Source organism: Nonomuraea mesophila (assembly GCF_004352805.1).
GTDB lineage: Bacteria > Actinomycetota > Actinomycetes > Streptosporangiales > Streptosporangiaceae > Nonomuraea > Nonomuraea longispora.
This window is the reverse complement of the sequence record NZ_SMLD01000008.1, coordinates 1-25,276: the sequence shown is the minus strand read 5'-3', so window position 1 is coordinate 25,276 and position 25,276 is coordinate 1. Positions and strand designations below refer to the sequence as shown.

Below are 25,276 nucleotides of genomic sequence, written 5' to 3'. Positions count from 1 at the left end.
GGATGTGATGCGATGGCCGCCGGCCGGATCCCCGGGCAGCGGTGGTACACGCCCTACCTGTTCGTGTTCCCGGCGCTCGTCCTGTTCGGCGTGTTCTTCGCCTGGCCGGCGGTCACCGCGATCCAGCTGTCGTTCCTCGAGTACGACGTGGTCTCGCAGCCGGTCTACGTCGGGATGGAGAACTTCACCCGGATCGTCGGGGACGGCAGGTTCTGGACCGCACTGCTCAACTCGCTGCTCTTCCTGGTGGGCATGTTTCCGCTGCTGGTGGTGGTGCCGCTGCTGCTCGCCGTGCTGGTCAACCAGAAACTCCCCGGCATCAAGACCTTCCGGATGCTCTACTACCTGCCGGTCGTGACCTCGATGGTCGCCGTCGGCGTCGCCTGGGAGTACGTCTTCCACCAGCAGGGCGTGCTCAACTGGATGCTCACCGCGGCAGGGCTGCTCGACCAGCCCATCCAGTACCTCCTCGACCCCTTCTGGGCGCTGCCCGCGCTCGTCCTGGTCGAGGGCTGGAAGAGCATGGGTTTCTACATGATGATCTACCTGGCCGGGCTGCAGACCATCCCCACCAACCTGTACGAGGCCGCGAAGGTCGACGGCGCCACCGCCTGGCACCGGCTGCGCCACATCACGGTGCCGCTGATGGTGCCGTACATCGCGGTCGCGGTGACGGTGGAGATGCTCGACGCCATGCAGGCCTTCACCTCCATCTACGTGATGACCCGAGGCGGCCCGCAGGACGCCACCCTCACCCTCGGCTACTACATCTGGTCGGCGGCGTTCGAGCACTACGAGATGGGCTACGCCAGCGCGATGGGGCTGGTGCTCTGGGTGCTGATGATCGCCATGGCCATCCTCAACTACCGGCTCACCCGCGGACGGACGGTCATGCCATGAGCCTGCCCATGAGACTGCGGCGCGCCGGGATGTACATCGTGTTGTCGGCGATCGCCCTCGCCTTCGTCGGCCCGTTCCTCATCCTGCTCTCCGCGGGGCTGAAGCCCGCCGGCCAGGCGGTCTTCTCCTTCCCGCCCGACATCGTCCCCCGGCCTCCCGTGCTCGACTGGGTGATCGAGGCCTGGACCGCCATCCCCTTCCCCACCTACCTGCTCAACTCGGTGATCTACGTCGGTGTGACGGTGCCGCTCTACATCGTCGTCTCCGCGTTGTGCGCCTACCCGCTCGCCCTGATGAACTTCAGGGGCAAGAACCTCATCTTCTTCGCCATCCTGTCCACGATGTTCCTGCCGAGCGAGGTCATGCTCATCCCCAGGTTCCTCGTGGTCTCCGAGCTCGGGATGGCCGACACGTTCGCCGGGGTCATCCTGCCCGGGGTGCTGTCCGCCTTCGGGGTCTTCCTGCTCCGGCAGACGTTCGCGGGCGTGCCCCGCGAGGTCGTGGACGCCGCCCGCACCGACGGCTGCCACGAGCTGCGCATCTTCTGGCACGTCATGGTCCCCGCCGCCCGGCCCACCCTGGCGATCCTCGGCATCTTCGGCTTCATCTCGGTCTGGAACAGCTTCATCTGGCCGCTCGTGGTGCTCAAGGACTCCGCGAAATACCCGGTCGCGCTCGGGATCGCCTACCTCGCCGGGATCACCGGCACGGATGTCCGCAGTCTGGCCGCCGGGACGATCATCTCGATCATTCCGGTCGTCATCGTTTTCATGATCATGCAACGGCACGTACTCGAAGGCATGCGCGGCGCGGTCAAGGGCTGACGCCGCCGGAGGTGACGCAACGATGTTGACACGCAGGCAGTTCGGTCTGGGCGCGCTCGCGGTGGGCGCGCTGAGCACCCTGCACACGGGCACGGCTCGCGCCTCGGCGGGCCACGACTACACCTCGCGGGAGACGTTCGACCAGTTCGAGCGGACCTTCCACGAGAGCGGCGGCGTGGGCCAGCCGACCGACAACAACGAGCACGGCGGCCTGGCCTGGGGCCAGTCGTACGTGCTGGCGGGCTTCATCCGCATGTACGAGGCCTACCGCGACACCCACTACCTGGACCGGCTCGTCACGAACATCGACCTCGTGCTCGGCAACCGCGACTCCGAGCGCGGCGTGGCCGACTACCGCGGGGAGTCGCTGCCGGCGTGGCGGGCGATGCACCCCTACACCGTCGGCATCGCCGCGCTGAAGGACGCGTCCGGCCGGCCCGTGCTGGAGGTGCGCAGCTCGCTGCCGTACGCCGACCAGACCACGGCGACCGTGCGCGCGGGCGGCACCGAGGACCGCTTCACGTTAGAAGTGAGGAGCGACTGGAGGGACGTGGTCGCCACGTTCACCGACCTGTCCATGGACCCGGACTCCCCCGACTACGCCGTACGCAAGATCCTCGACGCCTACCCGACGCCCACCCAGGTCACCACGCGCGACCTGCGCGAAAGCGGGGAGATCACCCTGCCCGCCCAGGGCACGACCCCGCTCGTCTCCCAGCCTGTGATCTTCGCCGTGCACACCGGCATGATCACCTATCCGATCGCGTCGTTCGCACGCATCGTGCTGGGCACGCCGAAGCTCCGCGCCGACGCGCGCTACCGGGCCAAGGCCATGGAATATCTCGACGCCGCCAAGGCCGCGGCCGCCGTGCACGACCGGGAATGGCGGCGACGCGACGACGGCGGCGGGTATCTCGCCTGGGTCAAGGGCACGCCGCTCGCCTACGACGGCACCGAGATGCCGACCAACCAGTTCCTCGCGCTCGGGCTCACCTACGCCGAGATCGCCGCCGCCACCGGCGACCCCGCCTACGCCGACCGCGCCAGACGCATGGCCCGCACCTTCGCCGGCGAGCTCAGGACCAACGACAAGGACGCCTACCACTGGCCGTACTGGCCGTCGTTCGGCGCCACCTACCGGGGTTTCTCGGCCGGCGACGGTCTCTCCGAGTTCACCCCGTCGGGCAACGGCGCCCAACAGATCGAGGACCTGAGCCACGGCGCGATCGACGTGGAGTTCGCCGCCCTCGCCTTCCGCCACAAGCTCGGCTTCAAGGGCGCCGACATGGCCAGGTTCGCCAGGTCCTACAGCAGGAACATGGCCACCACCGACGCCGAGGGCGTGCCGACGACGTTCCATCGCGTCGACGGCACCGGCGGACTGGCCGCCTCCGGCCAGTATCTCCAGGCGCCGCGGTGGATGGCCGTCGCGCAGTGGGACCAGAAGGTCTTCGAGCACGCCAAGTCGATCTACGAAGCCCGCGCGCTCGAACCCGGCCAGGGCTCCCACATCGCCGGCGTGGCCTACCTCAACTGGCAGGCCCGCCGAGGGAAGTGACGGCCCTACTTCGCGAAGGAGGCGGCGGCGGCCAGGAAGGCGTCATTGGCCTCGGGTGAGCCGATCGAGACCCGCACGCCCTCCTCCGCGAAGGGCCGCACCGCCACGCCCTCCGCCGCGCACGCGGCGGCGAAGTCGAGGGTGCGCCCACCGAGCCGGAGCCAGACGAAGTTGGCCTCGGTGGGCGGCACCGTCCAGCCCTGCTCCAGCAGCGACTGCCTGACCCGGGTGCGCTCCTTGACCACCTGCTCGACCCGGTCGAGCAGCTCGTCCTCGGCCTCCAGCGAGGCGATGGCCGCGAGCTGCGCGAGGTGGTTGACCGCGAACGGGACGATCGTCTTGCGCACGGCCGACGCCACGGGCTCCTGCGCGATCATGTAGCCGACCCGCAGACCGGCCAGCCCGTACGCCTTGGAGAAGGTGCGCAGGACGCAGACGTTGGGCCGGTCGCGGTAGAGGGTGAGGCCGTCGGGGACGTCGTCGTCGCGCACGTATTCGTGGTAGGCCTCGTCGAGCACGACCAGCACGTGCTCGGGCACCCGGTCGAGGAAGGCTTCCAGCGGGCCGCGGCGCACGGCCGTGCCCGTCGGGTTGTTGGGGTTGCACACGAACACCAGGCGCGTGCGGTCGTTGATCGCCTCGGCCATGGCGTCGAGGTCGTGGTCCTCGCCGGCCAGCGGCACCATGACCGAGGTGACGCCGGCCAGGTCGGCGAGCAGCGGGTAGGCCTCGAAGGAGCGCCACGCGTAGACGACCTCCACCCCCGGCTCGCCCACCGTCTCGAACAACTGCTGCGCCACCGTGACCGATCCGGCCCCGAGCGCGACGTGCTCGGGCGGCACGGAGTAACGCGCGGCGATGGCCTCGGTCAGCCTCGTCGCCCCGGGATCGGGATAACGGTGGATCTGCCGCGCCCCTTCGGCGATCGCCTCGACCACGGACGGCAGCGGATCGTACGGGGTCTCATTGGACGACAGTTTGTACGACCTGCCGTCAGGAGCCGCTACGGCCTTGCCCGGTTTGTACGGGGCCATGGTGTCGAGAATCTGGCGGAAACGAGGCATGGCCCCCACTGTAGAAGGCCCGGCGCGGCCAAGCACCACCCGGCCCGCGTCACTCCTTGAGCGTGCGCAACATCGGCGGGTGGAGCAGCTCGGCGGGGCCCCGGCGGTAGAGCTTGGCCGGGCGGCCTCCGTCACGGGTCGTGGTCGCGCCCGTCTCCACCAGGAAGCCCTCGGCCTTGGTGACCTTGCGGTGGAAGTTGCGCGGGTCGAGTGTGCCGCCCCAGACGATCTCGTAGACGCGGCGCAGGTCGGCCACCGTGAACTCGGGCGGGCAGAAGGCCGCGCCCAGCGGGGTGTATTCGAGTTTGGAGCGGGCCCGCTCGACGCCGTCCTTCATGATGCGGCGGTGGTCGAAGGCCATGACGGCGAGCGAGTCGACCGGCTGCCAGCTCATGTGGGCCTTCTCCGAGGCGGGCAGGTCGGGGGCGAGGCCGAGGTAGGCGACACTCAGCACGCGCTGGCGGGGATCGCGGTCGGGGTAGCCGTAGGTCTGGAGCTGCTCCAGGTGCACCGGGGCCCCGGGGAGGCCGGCCCGCTCGGCCAGGATGCGGTGGGCGGCGGCCGGCAGGTCCTCGTCGAGCTGGATGAAGCCGCCGGGCAGCGACCAGCGGCGCAGGAACGGCGGGTTGTCGCGGCGCCACACGAGCGCGCTCAGCGCCTGGTTGCGGACGGTGAGCACGACCAGGTCGACGCTGACCGGGATGCTCGGGACCATGGCAGGCACGTTACACGCAGCCGCGGACGGGGAGCGAACGCCGCCGCGGCCCCCTCGTCAGGTGTCGATCCGCACGTGCAGCGGCTCCGTCGTCGACAGTCCCGACGGCACCTTCACCCCGATCCTGACCCACTCGCCGGCCGGCACCTGCGACCAGTTGAACGGCACCCACGCGGTGGCCATGCCCTCGGGCAGCTCCTCCAGCGGGTCCTCGTCGAGCCACCCGACCGAGGGCACCGCGAGCTCCTGCGTCCCGCCGGACCACTGGACGGTGACCGTCGCGCCCTGGAAGTTGTAGCCGCGCACCTCCACGCCGTCCTGGTTGTCACGCCCGCGCCGGATCGCGTCAACCGCGATCGGCCGCCGCCAGTCGGCGATGATCTCCTTCTCCAGCGAGGGCCGGCCGCACGTCATGAAGTCGCTCCACATGTAGGAGACGATCTTCTGCACGTAGCGTCCCGCCATGGTCACGGCCTGGTCGAGGCGTTTCTTGTCGGTCTTGCCGCGCGTGCCGTGCGGGGCGCACGGCTGGTCGCCCGACGGCTCGAACGCCTCCACGTTGGCCCACAGCTGCACCTCGTGGCCGGCCATGAGCATCTCTTCGCGGGCGATCGACATCTCGCGGTAGTAGTCGCGCGTGGAGCCGTGGTAGGCGGTGTCGTACGTCGACTCGCCCACCACCGGGCGCAGCCGTTCGTCGACCTCGCTCTCGCGCTCGTCGGGCCAGTACAGGCCCACCTTGCCGGTGCCCCGGCTGTCCTGCGGCGCGACGATGCCGACGCCCGTCTTCGCCAGCGCCCGGAACCCCTCGGCCACCTGCTTCGGCGTCTGGCCGAACGCCACCCGCTTGCGCGCGTCCAGGTAGGGGCTGATCAGGATGGGCTTGCCCGGTAACTCCTGCTCCACGATGCGGTGCTGGTCGGCGTAGACCTCAAGCGTCGGGTTGTCGGCGAGGGTGTCGGACATCTGCACCTCGAACGGCTGGTAGACGCCGCCCAGCGACTCGCGTTCGGCGAAGCGCACACCGTAGTCCTGGAGGATGCGCCGCGTCAGCGTGGTGAGCGTGCCGATGTGCTTCTTGTTGGCCCTGGTCGGCGTCTTGGGGTCGCGGGGCGCGAGCGGCAGCGCGGGGAAGACCCTCATGCCGAACTGGTCGGCCAGGTCGAGCAGCTCCTTCAGGCTGTCCGTGGGCTTGCCGGCGACCAGGATCAGGTCGTAGGAGGTGGCCTCGCTGCTGAAGTCGCACGTGGAGTCGTCGGAGCCGTCCGGCTGGGTGATGAGCCGGAAATAGGTGCGTTTGGGCGTCTGGATGGCGTGTTCCATCTCGGGACAGCGGAACAGGCTCTCGCCGAACGACTCGTCGGTGCGGTAGACGTACGTGCGGCCGACGCGGTTGCCGGGGTTGGCCCGCTTGAGGTCCCGCTCAGCGGCCTCGTGGCAGGTCAGGCCGTCCTCCTCGCACGCCTCGTAGAGGGAGTCGAGCTCGCCGTCCTTGGTCTTGATCTCGCCGGAGCCGGTGACGGGACGATATTGCAGGCCGTAGCCGATCCTGATGATCGTGTCGCCACCGACGCTGTGGATCTCCTGCAGCTGCTTGCGCCAGGTGCACGGGTTGGACTTGGGGGTGATCCAGTAGCCGGTGACGGCGTAGGGGGCCTGTTCCTTGGTCTCGAACGTTCCACACCGGTCGGTGACCGCGCTCACCTTGGGCGTCGGCTCCGTCCTGGACGGCTTGGGCGTCGCCGGCGTGGCGACCGGTTTCTCCGACGAGGAGGGAAGCACGATGATCGCCGCCGCGACCACGACGACGATGGCCGCGCCCACAGCGAGAAAGATCCAGCGCACGTTCAGGAACCTACCGCCCTTGCAAGAGAACCGTTATCGGCTGACGCCCGCCCACGACTCCAGCTGGGTGACGAACCGCTTGGCGGAGTTGGGCCAGTGGTGGTTGGCGCGGGCCGCCGCGTAGCCGCGCGCCCCCTGCGCCCGTCGTTCCCGCACGTCGTCGCGGAGGGTCAGTACGGCCTGCGCGACCGCCTTCGGGTCCTCCCACGGCACCACGACGCCGCTGTCATAGCGTTCGACCAGCTCGACAGCGCGCGGGGAGGGGGTGGTGATGACAGGAATGCCGTGGGCCATGTATTCAACGATCTTGGTCGGCATGGAATGCCGGTAGTTGGGCTCGTCGTGGAGTAAGGAGAGCCCCGCGAGCGCCCCGTCGAGCCGCTTGAGCGCCTCGTCGTTGGGCATGAAGTCGCGCCACTCCAGCAGGCCCTCGGTGACGGCCTGGTTGAGCATCGGACGGCTCTGCGGGTCGGCGTACCCGATCAGCTCCACGGCCACGCGGTACGGCTGCAGCAGCTTGGCCACCTCGACGGCCTCGATCACGCCCCTCGCCCGCGACAACCAGCCGAGATAGACCACCCGGTCGTCGCCGGGAGGGGTCACGGAGTCGGGCACCCACGTCTCGTTGGGGACGATGGGATGGGCGTGCTTGAACCGGCCCGCGTACGCCGTCTCGGCCAGCATCAGGTGCATGTGCCGTTCGGCGGTGCCTTCGAGCATGCGCGCCATGAACCGCACGGGCGGGCGCAGGGGCGAGGGCAGCCAGGGCTTCAGGGAGAGCGTGGCGGGGGTGTCCTCGTGCACGTCCCACACCACGGGCGGCCTGTTGCGTATGCCCCACACGGCGAACAGCAGCTCGGGATCGTGGACCAGAACCAGGTCCACCTTGTCGCGCATGCGCTTGAACAGCCGCCGCGCGGCCCACACCGCGGAAAGGCGTTTGCGCTGCGCGGCCCTGGGCAGATCGACGCCCGTGACCCACGGACGAGGGACGACGCCGAAAGCGGTGAACGACGCCGCGTACGTGACCTCATGACCGGCATCCACGAGAGCGCGGATCTGCCGATGCAGAATCCTGGCGTCCTCGGGGTTATGCACCACCGTCATGACGAGCACGTGCACTGCGCGCAGCCCTCCGTCGCTACAGCCGCTCGACGCGTTCACCCTCGGCGAGAACGCCTCGGGTGTCGAGCACGAGCTTGGCCTTCGCCTCGACCATGTCGAGGTCGAACGCGGCGTGCTGCTGCAGCAGCAGCGTCACGTCCGCGTTGGTCACGGCCCCGGCCAGATCCTCCTCACGCGGCACCGCGGTGCCGTCGACCGACCATTCCTTGACGTACGGATCCGCGAACGAGAGCTCGGCCCCCAGCTCCAGCAGCGCTCGCGCCACTGGGAGCGCCGGGGTCTCACGCTCGTCGGCGATATCCGGTTTGTACGTGACGCCGAGCATAACCACTTTGGCACCGTTCACGGGCTTCTTGTTGCTGTTCAGCAACCGCTGCACCCGCGCCACCACGTACGACGGCATCCGCTCGTTGATCTCCTGCGCCAGCTCCACGAACCGGAACGGGTAGCCGAGCTTGCGCACGGTGTAGGACAGGTAGGACGGGTCGACGGGGATGCAGTGCCCGCCGACGCCCGGCCCCGGCAGGAACTTCTGGAAGCCGAACGGCTTGGTGGCGGCCGCCTCTATCGACTCCCACAGATCGATGCCGAGCTCGTCGCAGAAGATCGCCATCTCGTTGACGAGGGCGATGTTGACGTGCCGGTAGGTGTTCTCGAGCAGCTTGGCCATCTCGGCCTCGCGGGTGCCGCTGACCGGCACCACCTGCTCGATGAAGCGGTTGTAGAAGGCCGTCGCGCGGTCGCGGCAGGTCGGCGTGTAGCCGCCGACGACCTTGGGGGTGTTGTGCAGCCCGAACTTGGGATTGCCCGGGTCGATGCGCTCGGGCGAGAACGCCAGGTGGAAGTCCTCGCCGGCGACGAGCCCCGAGCTCTCCAGCAGCGGCCTGGCCACCTCGTCGGTGGTGCCCGGCCAGGTGGTGGACTCGAGCACGACGAGCGTGCCCTTGCTGAGGTTGCGGGCGACGGTCTTGGTGGCGCCCTCCACGGCCGACAGGTCAGGACGGTGATCCTCGTCGAGCGGGGTGGGCACGCAGATGACGATCGTGTTGCTTCGGGCCAGCACGGTCTCGTCGAGCGTGGCGCTGAACCCGTTGGCCAGCATGTGCTCAAGGTCCGCGTCCGTCAGGTCATCGATGTAGGACTGCCCGGCGTTGAGCGCGTCGACCTTGCGGGGGTCGACGTCCACGCCGACGACCCGCAACCCGGCACCCGCAGCCTCTTTGGCGAGCGGCATGCCGACGTAGCCCAGACCGATGACAGCCAAGTCGATTTCTGTCACAGCCGTGCCTTAGGGAGCCGGAAACAACACTTCATGGTCGCAAAGGTTATCTCAACTCCACCTAGCTCACGCCTAATGCGACCGAACCCGTCGTAAGAGACAGCCAACGCGAAGGTCATCATTCGGCAAGTGACCGGTATAGAGCTTGATAAGTCTCGGCAACGCGGTTCCACGTGCGCTTCGCGGCCACTTCCGCCCGTCCCGCCTCACCCATCTCGGCGCGCTTGGCGGGATCTTCCCTGAGCCCGGCGAGCGCCTTGGCCAGCGCGGCGGGATCGCCGGGCGGCACGAGCATTCCGGCGCCGTCGCCGCCGACGAGTTCGGAGAGCGCGGGCAGATCGCTGAGCACGACCGGCTTGCCGAGCGCCATCGCCTCGACCGGTTTCAATGGCGTAACAAGTCGGCACACACGCAGGTCCTCGCGCGGGCAGACGAAGACGTCGATGGCGTCCTGCGCCTGCAGCGCCTCGTCGGGGCCGACCCGCCCCGGCAGCACGGCGTCGCTCAGGCCCAGCTCCTCGACCAGTTCGAGCAGGTTGTCACGCTCGGTGCCGTCGCCGACGAGCAGCACCCGCACCGGGGTGCGGTCGTCGCGCAGCAGCGCGGCGGCCCGCAGCAGGGTGGCGAACCCCTCGTAGGCGACGATGCTCGACACCGACCCGACGACGATCTCGTCCGGCTCGATGCCGTACTCCCGCCTGAAGGAGGCGCCGTCGTAGTGGGCCGACAGCAGCGAGTCGTCCACGGCGTTGGGCGCCAGGTGGATCTTCTCCCTGGGCACGCCGCGCTCGACGATCTCGGCGGCCATCGTCTCGGCCAGCGTCACCACGGCGTCGGCCTCGCGCATCAGGAACGCCTCGCGCTCGCGCTGGAGCACGTGCCGCTGGCTGCCGACGCGGATCGGGTCGCGCGAGGCCCAGGTCTCCTCCAGGAAGCCGCGCACCTCGTAGACGAACGGCGTGCCCGTCCTGTCGCGCACGGCGTGGGCGATCGAGCCGTTGCGGTGGTCGGTGGCGGCGTGCACGACCTGCGGCCGCAGCTCCGCCACCAGCTTGGTGACCCCGTCGGCGCCCCGCGTGATGCGGCCCTGGGTCTCGAACGGCATCTCCCCGTGCCCGTCCGGCAGCAGCCGGTAGTAGGGGATGCCGTCGATCTCCTCGTACGGGGCCGCGTCGGCGTGCCCCTGCAACATGGGCCAACCCCAGCTCGTGACCACGTGCGGGTCGATGCCCGCGGCCTTCTGCGAGCTGACGATGCGGTGGGTGCGCACGGTGTAGCCGGCCTGCGTGTACGGCAGCGCGTTGGTGACGACGTGCAGCACACGGTTCTCGACCCGGCTCAGGATGGCCACCTTGGGGCCCGGCGGGATCGGGTCGGGACTGATGGCGGCCAGCTCACCGCGGTAGTAAGCGGCCCTGCGCTTGACGAAGGGGTATTTGGTGTGCGCCTCGAGCACGGCTGCCGCCTCGCTGACGCGGCCGGCGTCCCAGTGGGCCTTGGCTTCGTTCCACGGTCCCTTGACCACGCGCATGCCGAACTTGCGCACCGCGCGCCGGGCCCGGCGCGCGGCCGGCCAGGCCACGCTGCCCACGACCGGCCGCATCTTGGGCGGCAGCGTCTCGGCGGCGGCCTGGGCCACGCGGACCGGGTCGGACCTGACCTTCGTCATGACCACCCGGGAGACGATGATCGGGTGCTGGACGAAGCCCTTGAGAAGTCCCCCGACGCCGGCACGGGCGGACTTCGCGGAAACCCTGTCGGATGAACGGGAGGAGTCTTGACGACTGGCGTCGGATGCCACGGTGGGACCGTACCATAGGCAACGTTTTTTCCCTTCCGCTATGAAAGGCGAGGTCAATGAGGGAGAACCCCCTGGTCCTGCACGTTTTGGGCGCTCGTCCCAATTTCGTGAAAGCGGCCCCGGTGGTCCGGGCACTCGGTGAACTCGGCGTGCGGCAGGGCATCATCCACACCGGTCAGCACTACGACGCGCTGATGTCGGACGTGTTCTTCGCCGACCTCGGCCTGCCCGAGCCGGTGGCGAACCTGGGCGTCGGCTCCGGCTCCCACGCCAAGCAGACGGCCGCGCTGCTCGTCGGCCTCGAAGAGGTCGTCCAGGAGCAGGAGCCCGACCTGGTCGTGGTGTACGGCGACGTCAACTCGACGCTGGCCGCGATCCTCGTCTGCGCCAAGCTGGGCGTGCGGACCGCGCACGTGGAGGCGGGGCTGCGCTCGTTCGACCGCGGCATGCCCGAGGAGGTCAACCGGGTCGTCACCGACGCGCTGGCCGACGTGCTGTTCGCCACCTCGCCCGAGGCGCTGTCCTACCTCGCCAGCGAGGGCGTGCCCGCCTCGAAGGTGCACCTGGTGGGCAACCCGATGATCGACAGCCTGTACGCCGCCCTGCCCTCGCTGGACCCGGCGCCCGTGGTGGAGCGGCTCGGCCTGCCCGGCCGCTACGCCGTGGCGACCCTGCACAGGCCGGCGAACGTGGACACGGCCGAGGCCGCCAAGGAGCTGGTCGACGCGGTTCTCGACGTGTCGCGGCAGATTCCGCTCGTCGTGCCCGTGCACCCGCGGGGCAAGGCCCGGCTGGCCGAGGCGGGCCTGGTCGACGGCGCGTCGGTCAGGGTGGTGGATCCGCTGGGTTACGTGGACTTCCTCTCCCTCGTGCGCGGGGCCGCGCTGGTGGTCACCGACTCCGGGGGCGTGCAGGAGGAGACGACCGTGCTGGGCGTGCCGTGCCTGACCGTACGGCCCAACACCGAGCGGCCGATCACCATCACTCACGGCACGAACCGCCTGGTCACGCCCGCGCTGCTGCCGGCGGCGGCGGAGAAGTCCCTGGCCGACGGCGCCTCGACGCCGGCGGGCGAGCTGCCCGTGTTGTGGGACGGCCAGGCAGGGCCGCGGATCGCCACGGTGATCTCCGCCTGGCTCAAGGGGGACAACCTGGCGCCTGCCTCTCAGGGCAAACGCCCCGAATAATGGCCATTTCCGCCGTAGCATGATGTACTCCGCTGAGCGTTAGGCGTCCCACCATGGCCGAAAATCCCCGCGGGGGGCAGGCCCCCCGCGTTCCCCCCGAAAATCTCGGTGCTTCGCACGGTCTCTCCCAACACGAACCCGAGGGATTCGAGTTCCAGCGACTCGGTCCCGTCAACTGGCTGCCCGAGGACCGCAAGGTCGTCGAGCGGTACGAGGCGGAGCTGCGGGAGCTGCGGCGGCGGCTGGAGATCGCCGAGGCCAAGGCCGCCTACGCGAACTGGAAGCTGGAGGCCACGCAGGCCAAGCGCACGTTCAAGCTGGGCGAGGCGCTGGGCTCGAAGAGCCCGGGGAAGATCGTCGAGGCGGTCAGGTCGCGGCAGAAGGCCCCCAAGCCGCCCATCCCCGTCACCGAGGCCATCGAGACGGCGAACAACCGGCCGCCGCTGGTCGAGGTTCCGGCGGTGAAGTGGCCGTCGGGCCCGGTCAACAGGCCCGACCTGAAGGTCGCGGTGATCCTCGACGACTTCTCCAGGATGGCCTTCCGCTACGAGTGGGACCAGATCGAGTTCGGGCTGAAGGACTGGCCGGAGATCTTCGCCGAGAAGCGGCCCGACCTGCTGTTCTGCGAGTCCGCCTGGCACGGCAACCAGGGCCGCTGGCGCTACCAGATGACCGGCACCAACGCTCCCAAGGAGCCGCTGCGGGACCTGGTGGCCTGGTGCAGGCGGGAGGGCATCCCCACGGTCTTCTGGAACAAGGAGGACCCGCCGAACTTCGACTTCTTCATCGACACGGCCAGGCTGTTCGACTACGTGTTCACCTGCGACGGTGACATGTTGCCGAAATATCGCGAAGTTCTCGGACATGACCGGGTGGACGTGCTGCAGTTCGCCGCCCAGCCCCGGGTGCACAACCCCATCCAGCAGCGCCAGGGCCGCCTGCACGACGTGGTCTTCGGCGGGATGTACTTCCGCGACAAGCACCCCGAGCGCCGCGAGCAGATGGAGACCGTGCTCGACCCGATCAGGGAGCTCGGCCTGCACATCTTCGCCCGCAACGGCGAGGTGGACGAGAAGTACGCCTGGCCGGAGAAGTACCGGCCGCACATCGTGGGCGAGCTGCCCTACGACCGGATGCTGGCCGCGTACCGGATGTACAAGGTCTTCCTCAACGTCAACTCCGTGCTCGACTCGCCGACCATGTGCGCCCGCCGCGTCTTCGAGCTGTCGGCCTGCGCGACGCCCGTCGTGTCGGGGTGGTCACGGGCGATCGAGGAGACCTTCGGCGACCTCGTGCCCATCGCGCGCGAGCCGATCGAGTCGTACAACCAGGTGCTGCACCTGATCAACAGCCCCGAGCTGCGGGCCAGGACGGGCCACCTGGCGATGCGCGAGGTCTTCGATAAGCACCTGTTCTCCCACCGCGTCGACCAGGTCCTCCAGGTCCTCGGGCAGCAGGTGGAACCCCGGTCGCGCTCGATCTCGGTCGTGCTGCCCACCAACCGCGCCTCCCAGATCGAGCACGCGATCTCGTCGGTGGCCCGCCAGATCCACCGGCCGCTGCAGCTCGTCATGGTGCTGCACGGCCTGGACATCGACCCGGTCGTGGTCGCCGACAAGGCCCGCATGGCGGGCATCACCGACGTCGTCGTCCTGCCCGCGGACGCCTCGCTCTCGCTCGGCTCCTGCATGAACCTGGGCATCGCCGCCGCCGAGGGCGACCTGATCGCCAAGATGGACGACGACAACCTCTACGGCGAGCACTATCTGTCGGACCTGGTCAGGGCGTTCGACTACTCCGACGCCGAGCTGGTCGGCAAGGGCGCGCACTACGCGTACTTCGAGGGCATGAACACGACCATGCTGCGCCTGCCCGGCCTGGAGCACCGCTACTCGTTCCTCGTCCAGGGCGGCACGTTCCTCGGCAAGGCCGACATGTTCCGCTCGTACGGCTTCGCGGACATCACCCGCGGCGAGGACACCCAGCTGGTACGGCGACTGAAGGAGGACTCCGTCAAGATCTACTCGGCGGACCGCTTCAACTTCGTCTACTGGCGCAGCGCCGACGCCTCCATGCACACGTGGCAGGCCGACCACATCAAGCTGACCCGCAACGCGCAGTTCGCCTTCGTCGGCCGCCCTGACGACCACGTGCTCATCTGAGAACCGTCAGACGACCTGTTCGAGGTTCTTGTCCGCGAGGCGGGCCAGTTCGTACAGGCCCTGCGCCTTCACCTTCTGGCCGACCACGAGCATGCTCATGACCACGGTGCCCCGCCTGATCATGACCGAGCCGATCTGGGCGTTCTTCTCCCCCCCGGCGGCCGAGGTGAGGTAGGCGCGCGACTCGTCGCCCTTGCGCGGCATGTTGAGCGTCTTGGTCTTGTACGTCACCTGCGTGCCGCCCACGTCGGCCGTGTAGGTGGCGCACTGGCGCGGCAGCGGCTTCGGAAAGGACTCCGACGGCAGCGACACCACCGCCTGCGTGATCGAGCCGCGCTCGGCGGCGAACGCGATCACCGCGGCGGGCGCCCCCGCGACGTCGGGCTGCTCGATGTCGAGCTGGGCCGCGCCCGCGCACTCCGGCCGCTGCAGCTTGGCCTGGCGCAGCGCGGCGATGCCCTGCTGGGTGGACTTGAGCTTGCCGAACGCGCCCAGCTCGGGGCCGTAGGCGACGTGCATGCCGTCGGGCACCGGCAGCAGGGCGGCCCGGAGCTTGGCCGAAGCGGCGGACGGCGACGACGCGGACGCCGAGGCTGCGGGCGCGGCGGGCTCCTCACCGGAGGAACATCCGGCAAGGGCCAGCATGCCCAGACATATGCCAGAAATGGTCTTAAGCATATATGCTCCAATTCACTCGCGCGGCATTGTCGGAAACGCTAGAGGAATCGGGGAGTACGCAGCCGGGCAACGTCGCTATTCGCGGAATTCAATGGTTTCGTGGCGTTTTCCTGTTCTGCGGCATACGTGCGACGCCGGGAAGTCCTCGTGATCGTGCTGGTCAGAGGCCACACCACCGGCGGACTGAGCCCACCAGGAGGCGTCGAAGGGGTGCGTGCCGGGCACTTGACGTCCCGGCCTGACATTCCGGACGGGTGGTTCAATCAGGCATTCGCCGTAATAGGTCGCGCAAAATGTTCCTCGAACCACTGCGCGGCATGACGCCGCTTTTCGCCCGGCTGCTGATGATCGCGCCATGGGCTTGAATCCACGCGACCTCGGGATGAACCAGATCATTTCCCGACGGGACTTCTTCGACGGCATAGCCGTGAGCGCTCTGGTGAGCCCGGCGGCGGCACGTGTGACCCATGGCGCTCCTGGGCACGCTGAGACGCGCCAGAACGCCGCGTACCGGCCGGGCGGCTTCACGGTGCGGGGAGACACCAGTGAGGCGCTCAGCGTGCCGCACGCGCTGCGGGACGGGCGGTTCTGGATCCACGCGGACACGCCGGAGCCGACGGGCGAGCGCTACGACCTCGTGGTGGCCGGCGGCGGGCGCAGCGGCATAAGCGCGGCCGCGGAATGGCTGCGGCGCGACCCCGGCGCCGCCGTACTCGTCCTCGACAACCACGACGAAACCGGCGGGCAGGCCCGGCGCGACGCGCTGCGCCGCAGGACCCGCGAGGGACGGCCGGACGGCGTGATGTGCGACGCGGAGACCTTCGGCACGGACACCCTGGTCAGGCTCTCCGCACCCGGATGGGCCGACGCGGCCCCGATCGCCGAACGGGCCAGGCGCGACCTGCGCATGCTCCACGCGGACCCGCCCGACTGGTTCCCCCGGCTGTCGGCGGAGGAGAAACAGGAACGGCTCGCCGCGCTCACCTACTCCGAGTTCCTGCTGCGGGTGTGCGGGGTCCACCCCGACGTCGAACGGTTCTGCAGGACCATGCCGTGCCGCGAATGGGCCTACGACACCCGGGCCTTCGGCGCGATCGACGCCTGGGCCTCCGGCTACCCGGGGTTCGGCGGGCTCGGGCTCGACCGGGACAAACCCTCCCGGCTCAACTCGCCGAGCGTGCGGCAGGAGTGGCCGGCGAACGCCGGAGGGGAGCGCGTCGCCGCTCCCCCCGACGACCGGGCGCGGCTGCGCATGTCCAGCCCGGTCGTGTTCGCGCGCGACGGCGCACGCGCGGCGACCGTGGGGTACTTCGACGGCCACCAGGTCATGACCGTCGAAGCCGGGTCGGTGATCCTGGCCTGCTGGAGCGCGGTCATCCCCTACCTGGTGCCCGAACTGCCCGACGACCAGCGGCGGGCGCTGCGCTCGGCCGTCAGGGTGCCGCTGCTGCACGCCACCGTACGGGTGCGCGACGCGCGGGCGTGGCGGCGGCTCGGCGTGCGGCGGGTGCGCTGGACGGGCGCGTACTGGGGCTTCTGCGAGTTCGAGCCGCCCGCCACCGTGCATCTCCTGGCCACGCCGTGCCGCTCCGAGCTGGGGCCGGGTGCGGGCGCGGCGGCGGGCAGGCGGGAACTGGTCAGGACACCGTACGGGCGGCTGGAGCACACCATCCGCGACCAGCTCGCCCGGCTGCTCGGCCCCGCGGGCTTCGACCCCGCGGCGGACATCGAGGCGATCACCGTCGACCGGTGGGGGCACGCGAACGCGCCCGAGTACTGCCGCCCCTGGCACCCCTTCTACCCCGACGGGCCGTTCCCGTCGGACCTCGCGCGGAGGAGGTTCGGCAGGATCGCGATCGCGGGCTCCGACTCCGCGCCCGTCGGCCGCGCGGACGCCGCCGCGGCCGCCGCGCTCCGCGCCGTCGAGGAACTCGCGCGATGAGACCGTGGTTGCGCATCTTCGTGACGGGGTTCGTGCTCTGGCTGGCCACCGTCGTCGTCACCGCCTGGACGCGCAACTCCAACCTGGTGCCGACCGTCGTGCTGTTCGGCAGCTTCCTCGTGCCCGTGACGTTCGTGGTCTGGGCGTACGGGCGGGCCCGCTCGTCCCGCGTCACGGTCGAGCTGCTGTTCACAGCGTTCGTGGTGGGCGGCGTGCTGGGCGTGCTCGGCGCCTCGCTGCTGGAGAGCTGGCTCGTCCGGCCGTCGATCCTGATGTACGTCCTGGTCGGGCTGATCGAGGAGGGCGTGAAACTCGCCGCCCTCATCCTCATCACCCGCCCCCTCCGCGAGGGAAGACCCCGGAACCCAGCGACCGAGCCGCGATCCGAAGGATCGCCATCAGCACAGCCGTCGATACAAGACGGGTTGGTGCTCGGGGCGACGGTGGGGTTCGGGTTCGCGGCGTTCGAGAGCGCCGGGTACGCGTTCAACGCCCTGTTCACCTCGGAGGGCCTGTCGCTGGTGCAGCTCGTGGAGACCGAGGTGCTGCGCGGCATCCTGACGCCGGTCGGGCACGGCCTGTGGACGGCGATCGCCGGCGGCGTGCTGTTCGCGGCGGGCGGGCGGCTGACGGCGCCCGTCTGGCTGGCGTACCTGGGGGTCTCGCTGCTGCACGCGCTGTGGGACTCGATGAGCGCCATCGCGATCGCCGTGACCCTCGTGCTGACCGGTCAGCCGTGGCAGTTCCAGCTGCTGCGGATCGGCAGGGTGCCGAACGTGACCGACTGGCAGGTGCACGTGTACACCCTGCTGAACTGGGGTGGACTCATCGTGATCTCGCTGGTCGCGCTGGCCTGGCTGGAGAGGATCGTCGCCGTGGCCCGCCGAGAGCCCAAGATCCCCTCCCAATAATCCCGGTAATGAACGTCTTCCCCCCACTGCGCGGGGACCATAAACGGTGCTAGTCTCCTGTGCGATCTTCCGGAGGTGTATTTACACAAGGTGTGGAAATGCCCCCGACTCGAGGTTGGGACATGGGCTCGCGAAACCGGTCAATTCGGTTCAAGATCTTCTTATTGCTACTGCTACCCCTCCTGTCTCTGAGCGCGCTGTGGGGTTTCGTCCTCAACCTCACCATGGGCGACACCCAGTCACTACTCCGGGCCGACACGCTCTACCAGACGATCGGTGTGACCTCCGCCGACCTGGGCTTACAGTTGCAGGCCGAACGTATGCGTTCGATGGAGCCGCTCACCGCGGGTGAGCACTCCCAGGTGCTCGGCGGCCAGCGCTCCCGCACCGACAAGGCCGTCGACGACTTCCGCCGGGCCGTCGACGAAGCCGGCGACGCCGTCGACAGCGACCTGCGCCGCCCCATCGGCAACCTCAACGTCGCCCTCGACCGGCTCGGCCAGATCAGGACCGCCGTCGACCAGAACCGCGGCAACCGCCTCACCACCCTCAACGCCTACAACCAGGTGCTCGACCAGCTCTTCATGATCTACGACCACCTGGTCACCGTCTCCGACCTGGCCATCTACCAGCAGGCCGCATCGACGCAGGCCATGGGCATGGCCAGGGAGTACATCGCCAGAGAGCACGCCCTCGTCGTCGGCAAGCGCGGCGCCAAGCGGCTCAGCGCGCCGGAGGCGGCCGCCTTCACCGAGTACGTCGCCTCCAGGAAGTTCCTGCACGCGCGCGGCATGGCCGGGCTCGACGTGCGGCTGCGCGAGCCGTACAAGCGGGTCTTCGCCACCGACCCGTTCCTCTCCTTCACCAGCCTCGAGGCGCGCGTCGCCGGGTCGGGCGAGCTGCCCGCCAAGGACGACCGCTGGCACGAGATCGTCGACCAGCTCACCGCCCAGCTCGACGAGATCAACGCCGAGTCGTCCACGATCGTGACCGCCCGCGCGTCCGAGGCCGCCACCTCCACCATCGTCAAGATCTCCATCGCGGGCGGCGTCGGTTTGATCGCGGTGCTCGCGTCGATCATCATCTCTGTACGCTTCGGTCGCCGCCTGGCCGGCGAGCTGGGCGGGCTGCGTTCCGCCGCGGTCGAGCTGTCGCAGACGCGCCTGCCCGAGATCGTGGCGCGGCTGCGCAGGGGCGAGGACGTCGACGTACGGAAGGAGACCAAGGCGATCAAGGTGAGCGGTTCCGCTGAGATCACCGACGTGGCCAGGGCCTTCGGCTCCGTGCAGCGCACCGCCGTCAACGCGGCCGTCGGCCAGGCGTCGCTGCGGCGCGGCGTCGGCCAGGTGTTCCTCAACCTCGCCCGCCGCAAGCAGGGCCTGCTGCACCGCCAGCTCGCCCTGCTCGACGGCATGCAGCGCCGCACGCACGACCCCGACCGGCTGGAGGAGCTCTTCCGGCTCGACCACCTCACCACCCGCATGCGCCGCCACGCGGAGAGCCTGATGGTGTTGTCGGGCGCCGAGCCTGGACGGGCCTGGCGCAAGCCGGTGCCCGTGATCGACATCGTCAGGGCCGCGGTCGCCGAGGTCGAGGACTACACCAGGGTCACCGTGGAGTCGATGCCGGTCAGCGCGGTCGACGGCGCCGCAGCGGCCGACATCACCCACCTGCTGGCCGAACTGGTCGAGAACGCCACCATCTACTCGCCGCCCGACACCACGGTCCACGTGCGCGGCGACATGGTGAGCAACGGATACGCCATCGAGGTGGAGGACAAAGGCCTCGGGCTGTCGTCCGGCGAATACGCCCAGTTCAACGCGCTGCTGGCCGCGCCGCCCGAGTTCGACCTGGCCGACAGCGACAGGCTCGGCCTGTTCGTGGTCGCCAGGCTGGCCGAACGGCACGGCATCAACGTGCTCCTGCGACGCTCGCCCCTCGGCGGCACGACGGCCATCGTGCTCGTGCCGCGGACGATGGTGACCGACCAGGCGACGCTGGAGGCGGGCGGCGACGGCAAGGCCGCCCTGCCGAGCCGTACGCGGAAGAAGGCGCTCGCGGTCGTGACCTCGGGCACCCACGCCGGGCTGCCCAGGCGGGTGCGTCAGGCCAAACTGGCGCCGAAGCTCAAGGAGGAACCACCGCCTGAGCCGGAGCCGCGGGCCGAACGCTCTCCCGATGAGGTACGCGACCTGTTCTCCGCGTTCCAGCGGGGAACGCAACGCGCCCGAGAAGAAGCCTCTGAGGAGGGGCCCATGAGTAAGGGGGATGCATGAGTGTGCCGGCCACCAACACCGGTGAACTGAACTGGCTGCTGGACGACCTCGCGACGAGGGTCGCCGCGGTCCGCCAGGCGGTCATCCTGTCGACGGACGGCCTGGCCGTGGGCTATTCCAGCGGGCTGTCCCGCGAGGACGCCGAACATCTGTCGGCGGTGGCCGCCGGGTTCCAGAGCCTGGCCCGCGGCACCGGGCGGCACTTCGGCGGCGGCGACGTACGCCAGACCATCGTGGAGATGGAAAGCGCGTTCATGTTCGTCACCGCCGCGGGACAGGGCACGTGCCTGGCCGTCATCGCGGACGCCAGCGTGGACGTCGGCCACATCGCCTACGAGATGGCGATGCTGGTCAAGAGGGTGGGTCAGCACATCAACACCAACCCACGCGCTGGAGCGTCATGAGCGATAGCCCGCAGTGGTTCGATGAGGAGGCGGGGCCGATCGTGCGGCCCTATGCTCTCATCCGCGGTCGCACGCACTCCTCCGGAGACACGTTCGACCTCGTGGCCACCGTGCGCGTCATCGGCGAACCGACTGACGAGCTCGGCCCAGAACAGCAACTGATCCTGCGGGCAGCACGCAATCCGATCTCGGTGGCGGACCTGGCCGTCGAGATCGATCTGCCCGTCGGCGTCGTCCGGGTCATGCTCGGTGACCTGCGTGACAACGGCCTCATCTCGGTGACGTCGCCCTCGGCTGGAGGGGCGCGCTCGAACGAGCGCATTCTCAAGGAAGTGATCAATGGACTCCGTGCTCTCTGAGGACCCCGTCGCGCTCAAGATTCTTGTCGCAGGGGGGTTCGGCGTCGGCAAGACCACACTGGTCGGGTCGATCAGCGAGATCAAGCCGCTGCGCACGGAGGAGGTGCTCTCCGACCGCGGGATCGGCGTCGACGACCTCGACGGCGTCGAGGCCAAGTCCACCACCACCGTGGCGATGGACTTCGGCCGCATCACGATCCGCGACGGGCTCGTGGTGTACCTGTTCGGGACGCCGGGCCAGGAACGGTTCTGGTTCATGTGGGACGAACTGTCCCACGGCGCGCTGGGCGCGGTCGTGATTGCCGACACCAGGCGGCTGACCGACTGCTTCCCGTCCGTCGACTACTTCGAGCAGCGCGGCACACCGTTCGTGGTGGCCGTCAACTGCTTCGACGGCGCCGCCCAGCACAGCGTCGACGACGTACGCATCGCGCTCGACCTGGAGGACGACGTACCCGTCATGCTCTGCGACGTGCGGCGGCGCAACTCCGCCAAGGAGGTCATGATCACCTTGGTCGAGCACTCACTGCGGACGCTCGCCTCCGCGAACTGACGCGCGGCCCCCGGCTACAGGGCGCGCAAGCCGTTGATCACCTCTCGGAGCAGCGACTCCGAGGGGGCGACGGCCTTGTCGCGCGGCGGACGCACCGTCACCAGCCCGTGGTCGAGCAGGTCGCCCAGCAGCACCCGCACCACGGCCACCGGCAGGCTCAGGTCCGAGGCGACCTCGGCCAGGGGCTTCGCCTTCCCCGTCACGAAGGTCAGCAGCCGGCGGTGCTGGGAGCTGAGCTCCGCCTTGGCGGGCGCGGGCAGCCCCGTCGAGACGACGGTCGCCAGCAGGTCGAGCGCCGACGACGACGTGGGCTTGGTGCGCCCGCGGGTGACCGCGTACGGCCGGACGACCGGCCCCGCCTCCTCGTCGACCCACTCGTGCTCGCGACTCACGATTCGGATCCCCCATCCTGCTCGCTGTCCTGCCTCCCGCGCTGCCAGCCGGACTGGAGCGAGGAGAGCAGCGCCCTGGCTTCCTCGGGTGAGCGTTCGGGGACCGGCGGCGCGGGCGGCGGCGTTTCCCTGAGCCGCTGCGGCAGGTTGGCCTGCCGTTCGCGCCGCGGCAGCCCCGTCTCCCGCTCACGCTCCGGCAGGCCCGTCTCGCGCTGGTGAATCCCCGACTCCCGCTCACGCTCCGGCAGGCCCGTCTCCGGCTCGCGCGGGGACCGTCCGGTCTTCCGCTCGCGCCGCGGCAGCCCTGTTTCCCGCTCGCGCCGCGGCAGGCCCGTCTCGCGCTGGGGAACCCCCGGCTCCCGCTCGCGCCGCGGCTGCCCCGTCTCCCGCTGCGGCTGCTCGGCCGCGTCGGTGTCCCGCCGTCGTGGCAGCGCCGCCGGGCCACCGGCCTGGGCCTGCCGCGGCACCGCCGCGCGCCCGTTCCCCTGGGACTGCTGCGGGATCGCCGCGGGACGGCCCTGCGACTGCTGCGGGACCGCCGTGGGGCCGCTCCCCTGGGTCACGGCCCTTCTGCTGGTACGGACCCGGCGCGGCAACTCGCCGGGCCCCGTCGGCTCGTCCCTGACGACCGACACGGACACGGGCTCGAACTCCATCGGCTGCACGGGCGTGGGGATGGGCTCGACCAGCGATCCGGGCACGAGCACGATGGCCGTCGTCCCCCCGTACGGTGAGGGTTTGACCGTGACCTTGATGCCGTGTCTGGCGGCGAGCATCGCGACCACCGCGAACCCCAGCCGCTCGGTCTGCGCGGGGTCGAACTCGGGCGCGCTGGCCAGGCGTTCGTTGATGGCCCTGCGGGTGTGCTCGTCCATGCCGAGGCCGCGGTCCTCGATCTCGACCGCGAAGCCCTTGCCGACCATCTCGCCGCGCACGGAGACCTCGTTGCCGGGGGAGGAGAACGCGGTGCCGTTCTCGATCAGCTCGGCGAACAGGTGCATGAGGTCGGCCACGGCGGTGCCCGAGACGCCGCACTCGGACATCGGATAGACGCGGACGCGGGTGTACTCCTCGACCTGGGCGGCCGCGCCGTTCAGCACGTCCTCCATCGGGATGACGCCGCGCCACCTGCGGCCGGCCGAACCGCCGGACAGCAGCACAAGGCCCTCGGCGTGGCGGCGCATGCGGGTCGTGAGGTGGTCGATCTTGAACAGCCGTTCCAGGGCCTCCGGCTCCTCCGTCTGCCGCTGCATCTCGTCCAGCAGCCGGAGCTGGCGCTGGAGCAGCGACTGGCTGCGCCGGGCCAGGTTGCGCAGCGCCTCCGCCACGCCGTCGCGCAGCTTGGCCTGCTCGACGGCCGCGTCCACGGCCGTGCTCTGGACGCTGTCGAACGCCGCGGCGAGGTCGCTGACCTCGCTGGTCGAGTTCTCGCCCACCTTGATGGGCGGGGCCTCGGTCGCGATGTCGACGCTCTCGCCCTTGCGCAGCTTCGCCACGACCTCGGGCAGCCTGATCTCCGCCAGGTCGAGTGCCGTACGGCGCAGCGCGGCCAGCTCGCGGGTGATGCGGCGGCCGACCCTGATCGAGATGAAGACGGAGAACACGACCGCCAACAGCCCGAGCGCGCCCGCGACGGCGGCCCGCACCAGGATGCCCACGCCCGCGGGCTCCATCCTGGCGAGCAGCTTGTCGCCGGTGGCGCCGATGGCCTCCCGGTATTCGGCCTGAACCTGGTCGGAGATGCCCCGCCAGAGCTGGATGTCCACCCGCTGGCCGCCGATGTAGCCGTCCAGGAGGTTTTCCATCGTGACGTAGCGGGGCGAGTAGTACAACTTCTCGAACGGCGCCCGCAGCTCGGTGTCGAGGTTGGCGAGGGCCTGGGGATACAGGTACGTCCTGGCGCCGTCGATCCTGGCCAGCATGTGTGTCTCGTGCATGGTGGCGCGGCCGTTCGTGGCCACGATCAGGGCGTGCTCGCGGCTCAGCAGCTCACGCGCCTGGTCGGCGGCGATCAGGCCCTGGCCCTGCAGGGACAGCTCCAGGTCGGTGCTGACCACCAGCCTCGAATACAGCAGGTGGACCTCGTCGGAGACCTTCGAGTACTCCGTGACGAGGTTGCCGGCGACGAACCTGCGGTCATCCACCTTGCCCCTGATCTCGGGCAGCCGGTCGGCCTCCGCGAGCACGGTCTGGAGCTGGGTGCGCATGTCCGGGGTGAGGGCGTCCTGGGTGTCCTGCGCCAGCGCCTCTTCCCGCAGCTTCTTCCTGGCCGCGTCGACCTTGCCCCGCGCCTGCTGCAGCGCCTCGGGGTCCCGCGCCACTCCCGCGAGCCGCTCCGCCGAGGCCAGCCGCTCGGCCTGCAGGTTGGACACCAGGCTGTCGGCGTTGTTGATGACACCGGTCCAGAGAGTCTCGACCTTCAGCAGGTTGAGCGCCTCTCCCGACGTGGTGCTCGCGGCGAAGCCCCAGAGCGCGATCAGGGAGATCAAGGGGATGACGAGCAGCGTCGAGATCTTGAATCTGATGGATCTGCCCGATGCCATGACACCTGCTCCCGGATAGAAGATCGCGGGAGAGAATAGCATCCAAACGTATGGTTTTAAGATCGACTAGCGATAAATCTGTGATATGCCGGGAAATCGGCGGCCTTTGCGACACTCGGCGACCAGGCCAGCCACGCCAGCCATCCCGCGAGCACCGCCAGCAACGACACCTCCGCGGCCAGCAGCAACCGCTCCACCAACCCGATCATCACGCCCCCGCCCGGCAGCGCCACATACGTGATCGCCAGCAGCCCGAACCCGCCCGCCAACGCCACCCACTCCACGGCCCGCGCGACGGGCTTCCACGCCGCGTGCGCCGTCAACCGCGGCACCAGCAACGCACCCGCGGCCGGCAGGCTCACGAAAGCCGCTGCCGACGCGACCCCGTGGATCTCGGCCACCACATCCAGATCCTGGCCGATGGGTGTGGTCGGGACGATCGCCGCCACGATCAACGCTCCCGACCACACCATCAGCAACCACCCGGGCATCCCCCGCACGGGCGCCCCCGCGGACCGCAGCCCCGCCAGCAACGCCAGAGACCCGACCCCGAGCACCGCCATCGCCGTCTCCGTCACGCCCCCGCGGTCGGACACGGCGAATTCGCTCACGGTCATGTTCATGGGATCGACGGAAGGGCCGGCCCCCCACTGGACGACCACCACGGCGACCACCGAGAACAGAATCGAGGCGCAGGCGACCAGGGGGTAGAGCCTCTTTGCTGCGGTCATGACTCCAACCCTGCCCGCACCGCCCCC

Annotated in this window: 21 protein-coding genes; 11 read left to right on the top strand and 10 right to left on the bottom strand. The window is 69.7% G+C overall.

Translation table 11 applies throughout. From position 1 onward, the window contains the following. Positions 1-12: 12 nt before the first annotated feature. Genes E1295_RS04890 through E1295_RS04880 form a run of 3 tightly spaced genes read left to right on the top strand, consistent with a single transcriptional unit; the run spans position 13 to position 3,282 of the window. Positions 13-900 (top strand): carbohydrate ABC transporter permease, encoded by an 888-nt coding sequence (locus E1295_RS04890; protein ID WP_132628449.1) that lies wholly within the window; start codon positions 13-15, stop codon positions 898-900. An 8-nt stretch (positions 901-908) separates the two neighbouring features. Further along, positions 909-1,724, top strand: a complete 816-nt coding sequence (locus tag E1295_RS04885; RefSeq protein ID WP_246079846.1) for a carbohydrate ABC transporter permease — start codon at positions 909-911, stop codon at positions 1,722-1,724. 22 nt (positions 1,725-1,746) lie between these two features. Further along, positions 1,747-3,282, top strand: coding sequence for a hypothetical protein (locus E1295_RS04880; RefSeq protein ID WP_132628447.1), 1,536 nt, complete (start codon positions 1,747-1,749; stop codon positions 3,280-3,282). Positions 3,283-3,287: 5 nt separating this feature from the next. On the opposite strand, the gene hisC is transcribed toward E1295_RS04880, so the two are convergent. The 6 genes from hisC to E1295_RS04850 form a co-directional block, all read right to left on the bottom strand. Further along, entirely contained in the window at positions 3,288-4,346 is a 1,059-nt protein-coding gene (hisC, locus tag E1295_RS04875; RefSeq protein ID WP_181957954.1) for a histidinol-phosphate transaminase, read from the bottom strand. A 49-nt stretch (positions 4,347-4,395) separates the two neighbouring features. Then, positions 4,396-5,061 (bottom strand): NUDIX hydrolase, encoded by a 666-nt coding sequence (locus E1295_RS04870; RefSeq protein ID WP_132628446.1) that lies wholly within the window; start codon positions 5,059-5,061, stop codon positions 4,396-4,398. 57 nt (positions 5,062-5,118) lie between these two features. After that, positions 5,119-6,906: a DUF4434 domain-containing protein gene (locus tag E1295_RS04865; protein ID WP_132628445.1), complete on the bottom strand. Its 1,788-nt coding sequence runs from the start codon at positions 6,904-6,906 to the stop codon at positions 5,119-5,121. 33 nt (positions 6,907-6,939) lie between these two features. Further along, on the bottom strand, positions 6,940-8,028 hold the full coding sequence (locus E1295_RS04860) for a glycosyltransferase (RefSeq protein WP_132628444.1): 1,089 nt from the start codon (positions 8,026-8,028) through the stop codon (positions 6,940-6,942). A 19-nt stretch (positions 8,029-8,047) separates the two neighbouring features. Beyond that, positions 8,048-9,295 (bottom strand): nucleotide sugar dehydrogenase, encoded by a 1,248-nt coding sequence (locus E1295_RS04855; RefSeq protein ID WP_281284717.1) that lies wholly within the window; start codon positions 9,293-9,295, stop codon positions 8,048-8,050. Positions 9,296-9,428: 133 nt separating this feature from the next. Continuing rightward, positions 9,429-10,979, bottom strand: a complete 1,551-nt coding sequence (locus E1295_RS04850) for a glycosyltransferase family 4 protein (RefSeq protein WP_246079845.1) — start codon at positions 10,977-10,979, stop codon at positions 9,429-9,431. Between the two features lie 188 nt (positions 10,980-11,167). Between E1295_RS04850 and wecB the strand changes: the two genes are divergently transcribed. Further along, positions 11,168-12,298 (top strand): non-hydrolyzing UDP-N-acetylglucosamine 2-epimerase, encoded by a 1,131-nt coding sequence (gene wecB, locus E1295_RS04845; protein ID WP_132628441.1) that lies wholly within the window; start codon positions 11,168-11,170, stop codon positions 12,296-12,298. Positions 12,299-12,351: 53 nt separating this feature from the next. Further along, a complete protein-coding gene (locus E1295_RS04840) occupies positions 12,352-14,460 on the top strand; it encodes a glycosyltransferase family protein (protein WP_246079844.1) in 2,109 nt (702 codons plus the stop codon). 6 nt (positions 14,461-14,466) lie between these two features. On the opposite strand, the gene E1295_RS04835 is transcribed toward E1295_RS04840, so the two are convergent. Further along, a complete protein-coding gene (locus tag E1295_RS04835) occupies positions 14,467-15,105 on the bottom strand; it encodes a hypothetical protein (RefSeq protein ID WP_132628440.1) in 639 nt (212 codons plus the stop codon). A 388-nt stretch (positions 15,106-15,493) separates the two neighbouring features. Here E1295_RS04835 and E1295_RS04830 point away from each other — a divergent pair, with 388 nt between their 5' ends. From E1295_RS04830 to E1295_RS04805, 6 genes are all read left to right on the top strand, one after another. Next, entirely contained in the window at positions 15,494-17,080 is a 1,587-nt protein-coding gene (locus E1295_RS04830) for an NAD(P)-binding protein (RefSeq protein WP_246079843.1), read from the top strand. After that, entirely contained in the window at positions 17,077-17,991 is a 915-nt protein-coding gene (locus E1295_RS04825; RefSeq protein WP_132628439.1) for a PrsW family intramembrane metalloprotease, read from the top strand. Before E1295_RS04830 ends, E1295_RS04825 begins: the two co-directional genes overlap by 4 nt. A 164-nt stretch (positions 17,992-18,155) precedes the next feature. Continuing rightward, complete coding sequence (locus tag E1295_RS04820) at positions 18,156-20,267, top strand: sensor histidine kinase (RefSeq protein ID WP_166427080.1); 2,112 nt, start codon at positions 18,156-18,158, stop codon at positions 20,265-20,267. Next, on the top strand, positions 20,264-20,671 hold the full coding sequence (locus E1295_RS04815) for a roadblock/LC7 domain-containing protein (RefSeq protein WP_132628437.1): 408 nt from the start codon (positions 20,264-20,266) through the stop codon (positions 20,669-20,671). Before E1295_RS04820 ends, E1295_RS04815 begins: the two co-directional genes overlap by 4 nt. Then, a complete protein-coding gene (locus tag E1295_RS04810; RefSeq protein WP_132628436.1) occupies positions 20,668-21,030 on the top strand; it encodes a DUF742 domain-containing protein in 363 nt (120 codons plus the stop codon). Before E1295_RS04815 ends, E1295_RS04810 begins: the two co-directional genes overlap by 4 nt. Next, a complete protein-coding gene (locus tag E1295_RS04805; protein ID WP_132628435.1) occupies positions 21,011-21,583 on the top strand; it encodes a GTP-binding protein in 573 nt (190 codons plus the stop codon). The genes E1295_RS04810 and E1295_RS04805 overlap by 20 nt, the downstream gene beginning before the upstream one ends. 14 nt (positions 21,584-21,597) lie before the next feature. Here the strand turns inward: E1295_RS04805 and E1295_RS04800 are convergent, their stop codons facing one another. The 3 genes from E1295_RS04800 to E1295_RS04790 are packed head-to-tail and all read right to left on the bottom strand — an operon-like array spanning position 21,598 to position 25,249. Next, entirely contained in the window at positions 21,598-21,975 is a 378-nt protein-coding gene (locus E1295_RS04800) for a DUF742 domain-containing protein (RefSeq protein ID WP_132337515.1), read from the bottom strand. Continuing rightward, positions 21,972-24,518: a sensor histidine kinase gene (locus tag E1295_RS04795; protein ID WP_166427079.1), complete on the bottom strand. Its 2,547-nt coding sequence runs from the start codon at positions 24,516-24,518 to the stop codon at positions 21,972-21,974. The genes E1295_RS04800 and E1295_RS04795 overlap by 4 nt, the downstream gene beginning before the upstream one ends. A gap of 56 nt (positions 24,519-24,574) precedes the next feature. Further along, complete coding sequence (locus E1295_RS04790; protein ID WP_132628433.1) at positions 24,575-25,249, bottom strand: DUF998 domain-containing protein; 675 nt, start codon at positions 25,247-25,249, stop codon at positions 24,575-24,577. Between the last annotated feature and the right edge of the window lie 27 nt (positions 25,250-25,276).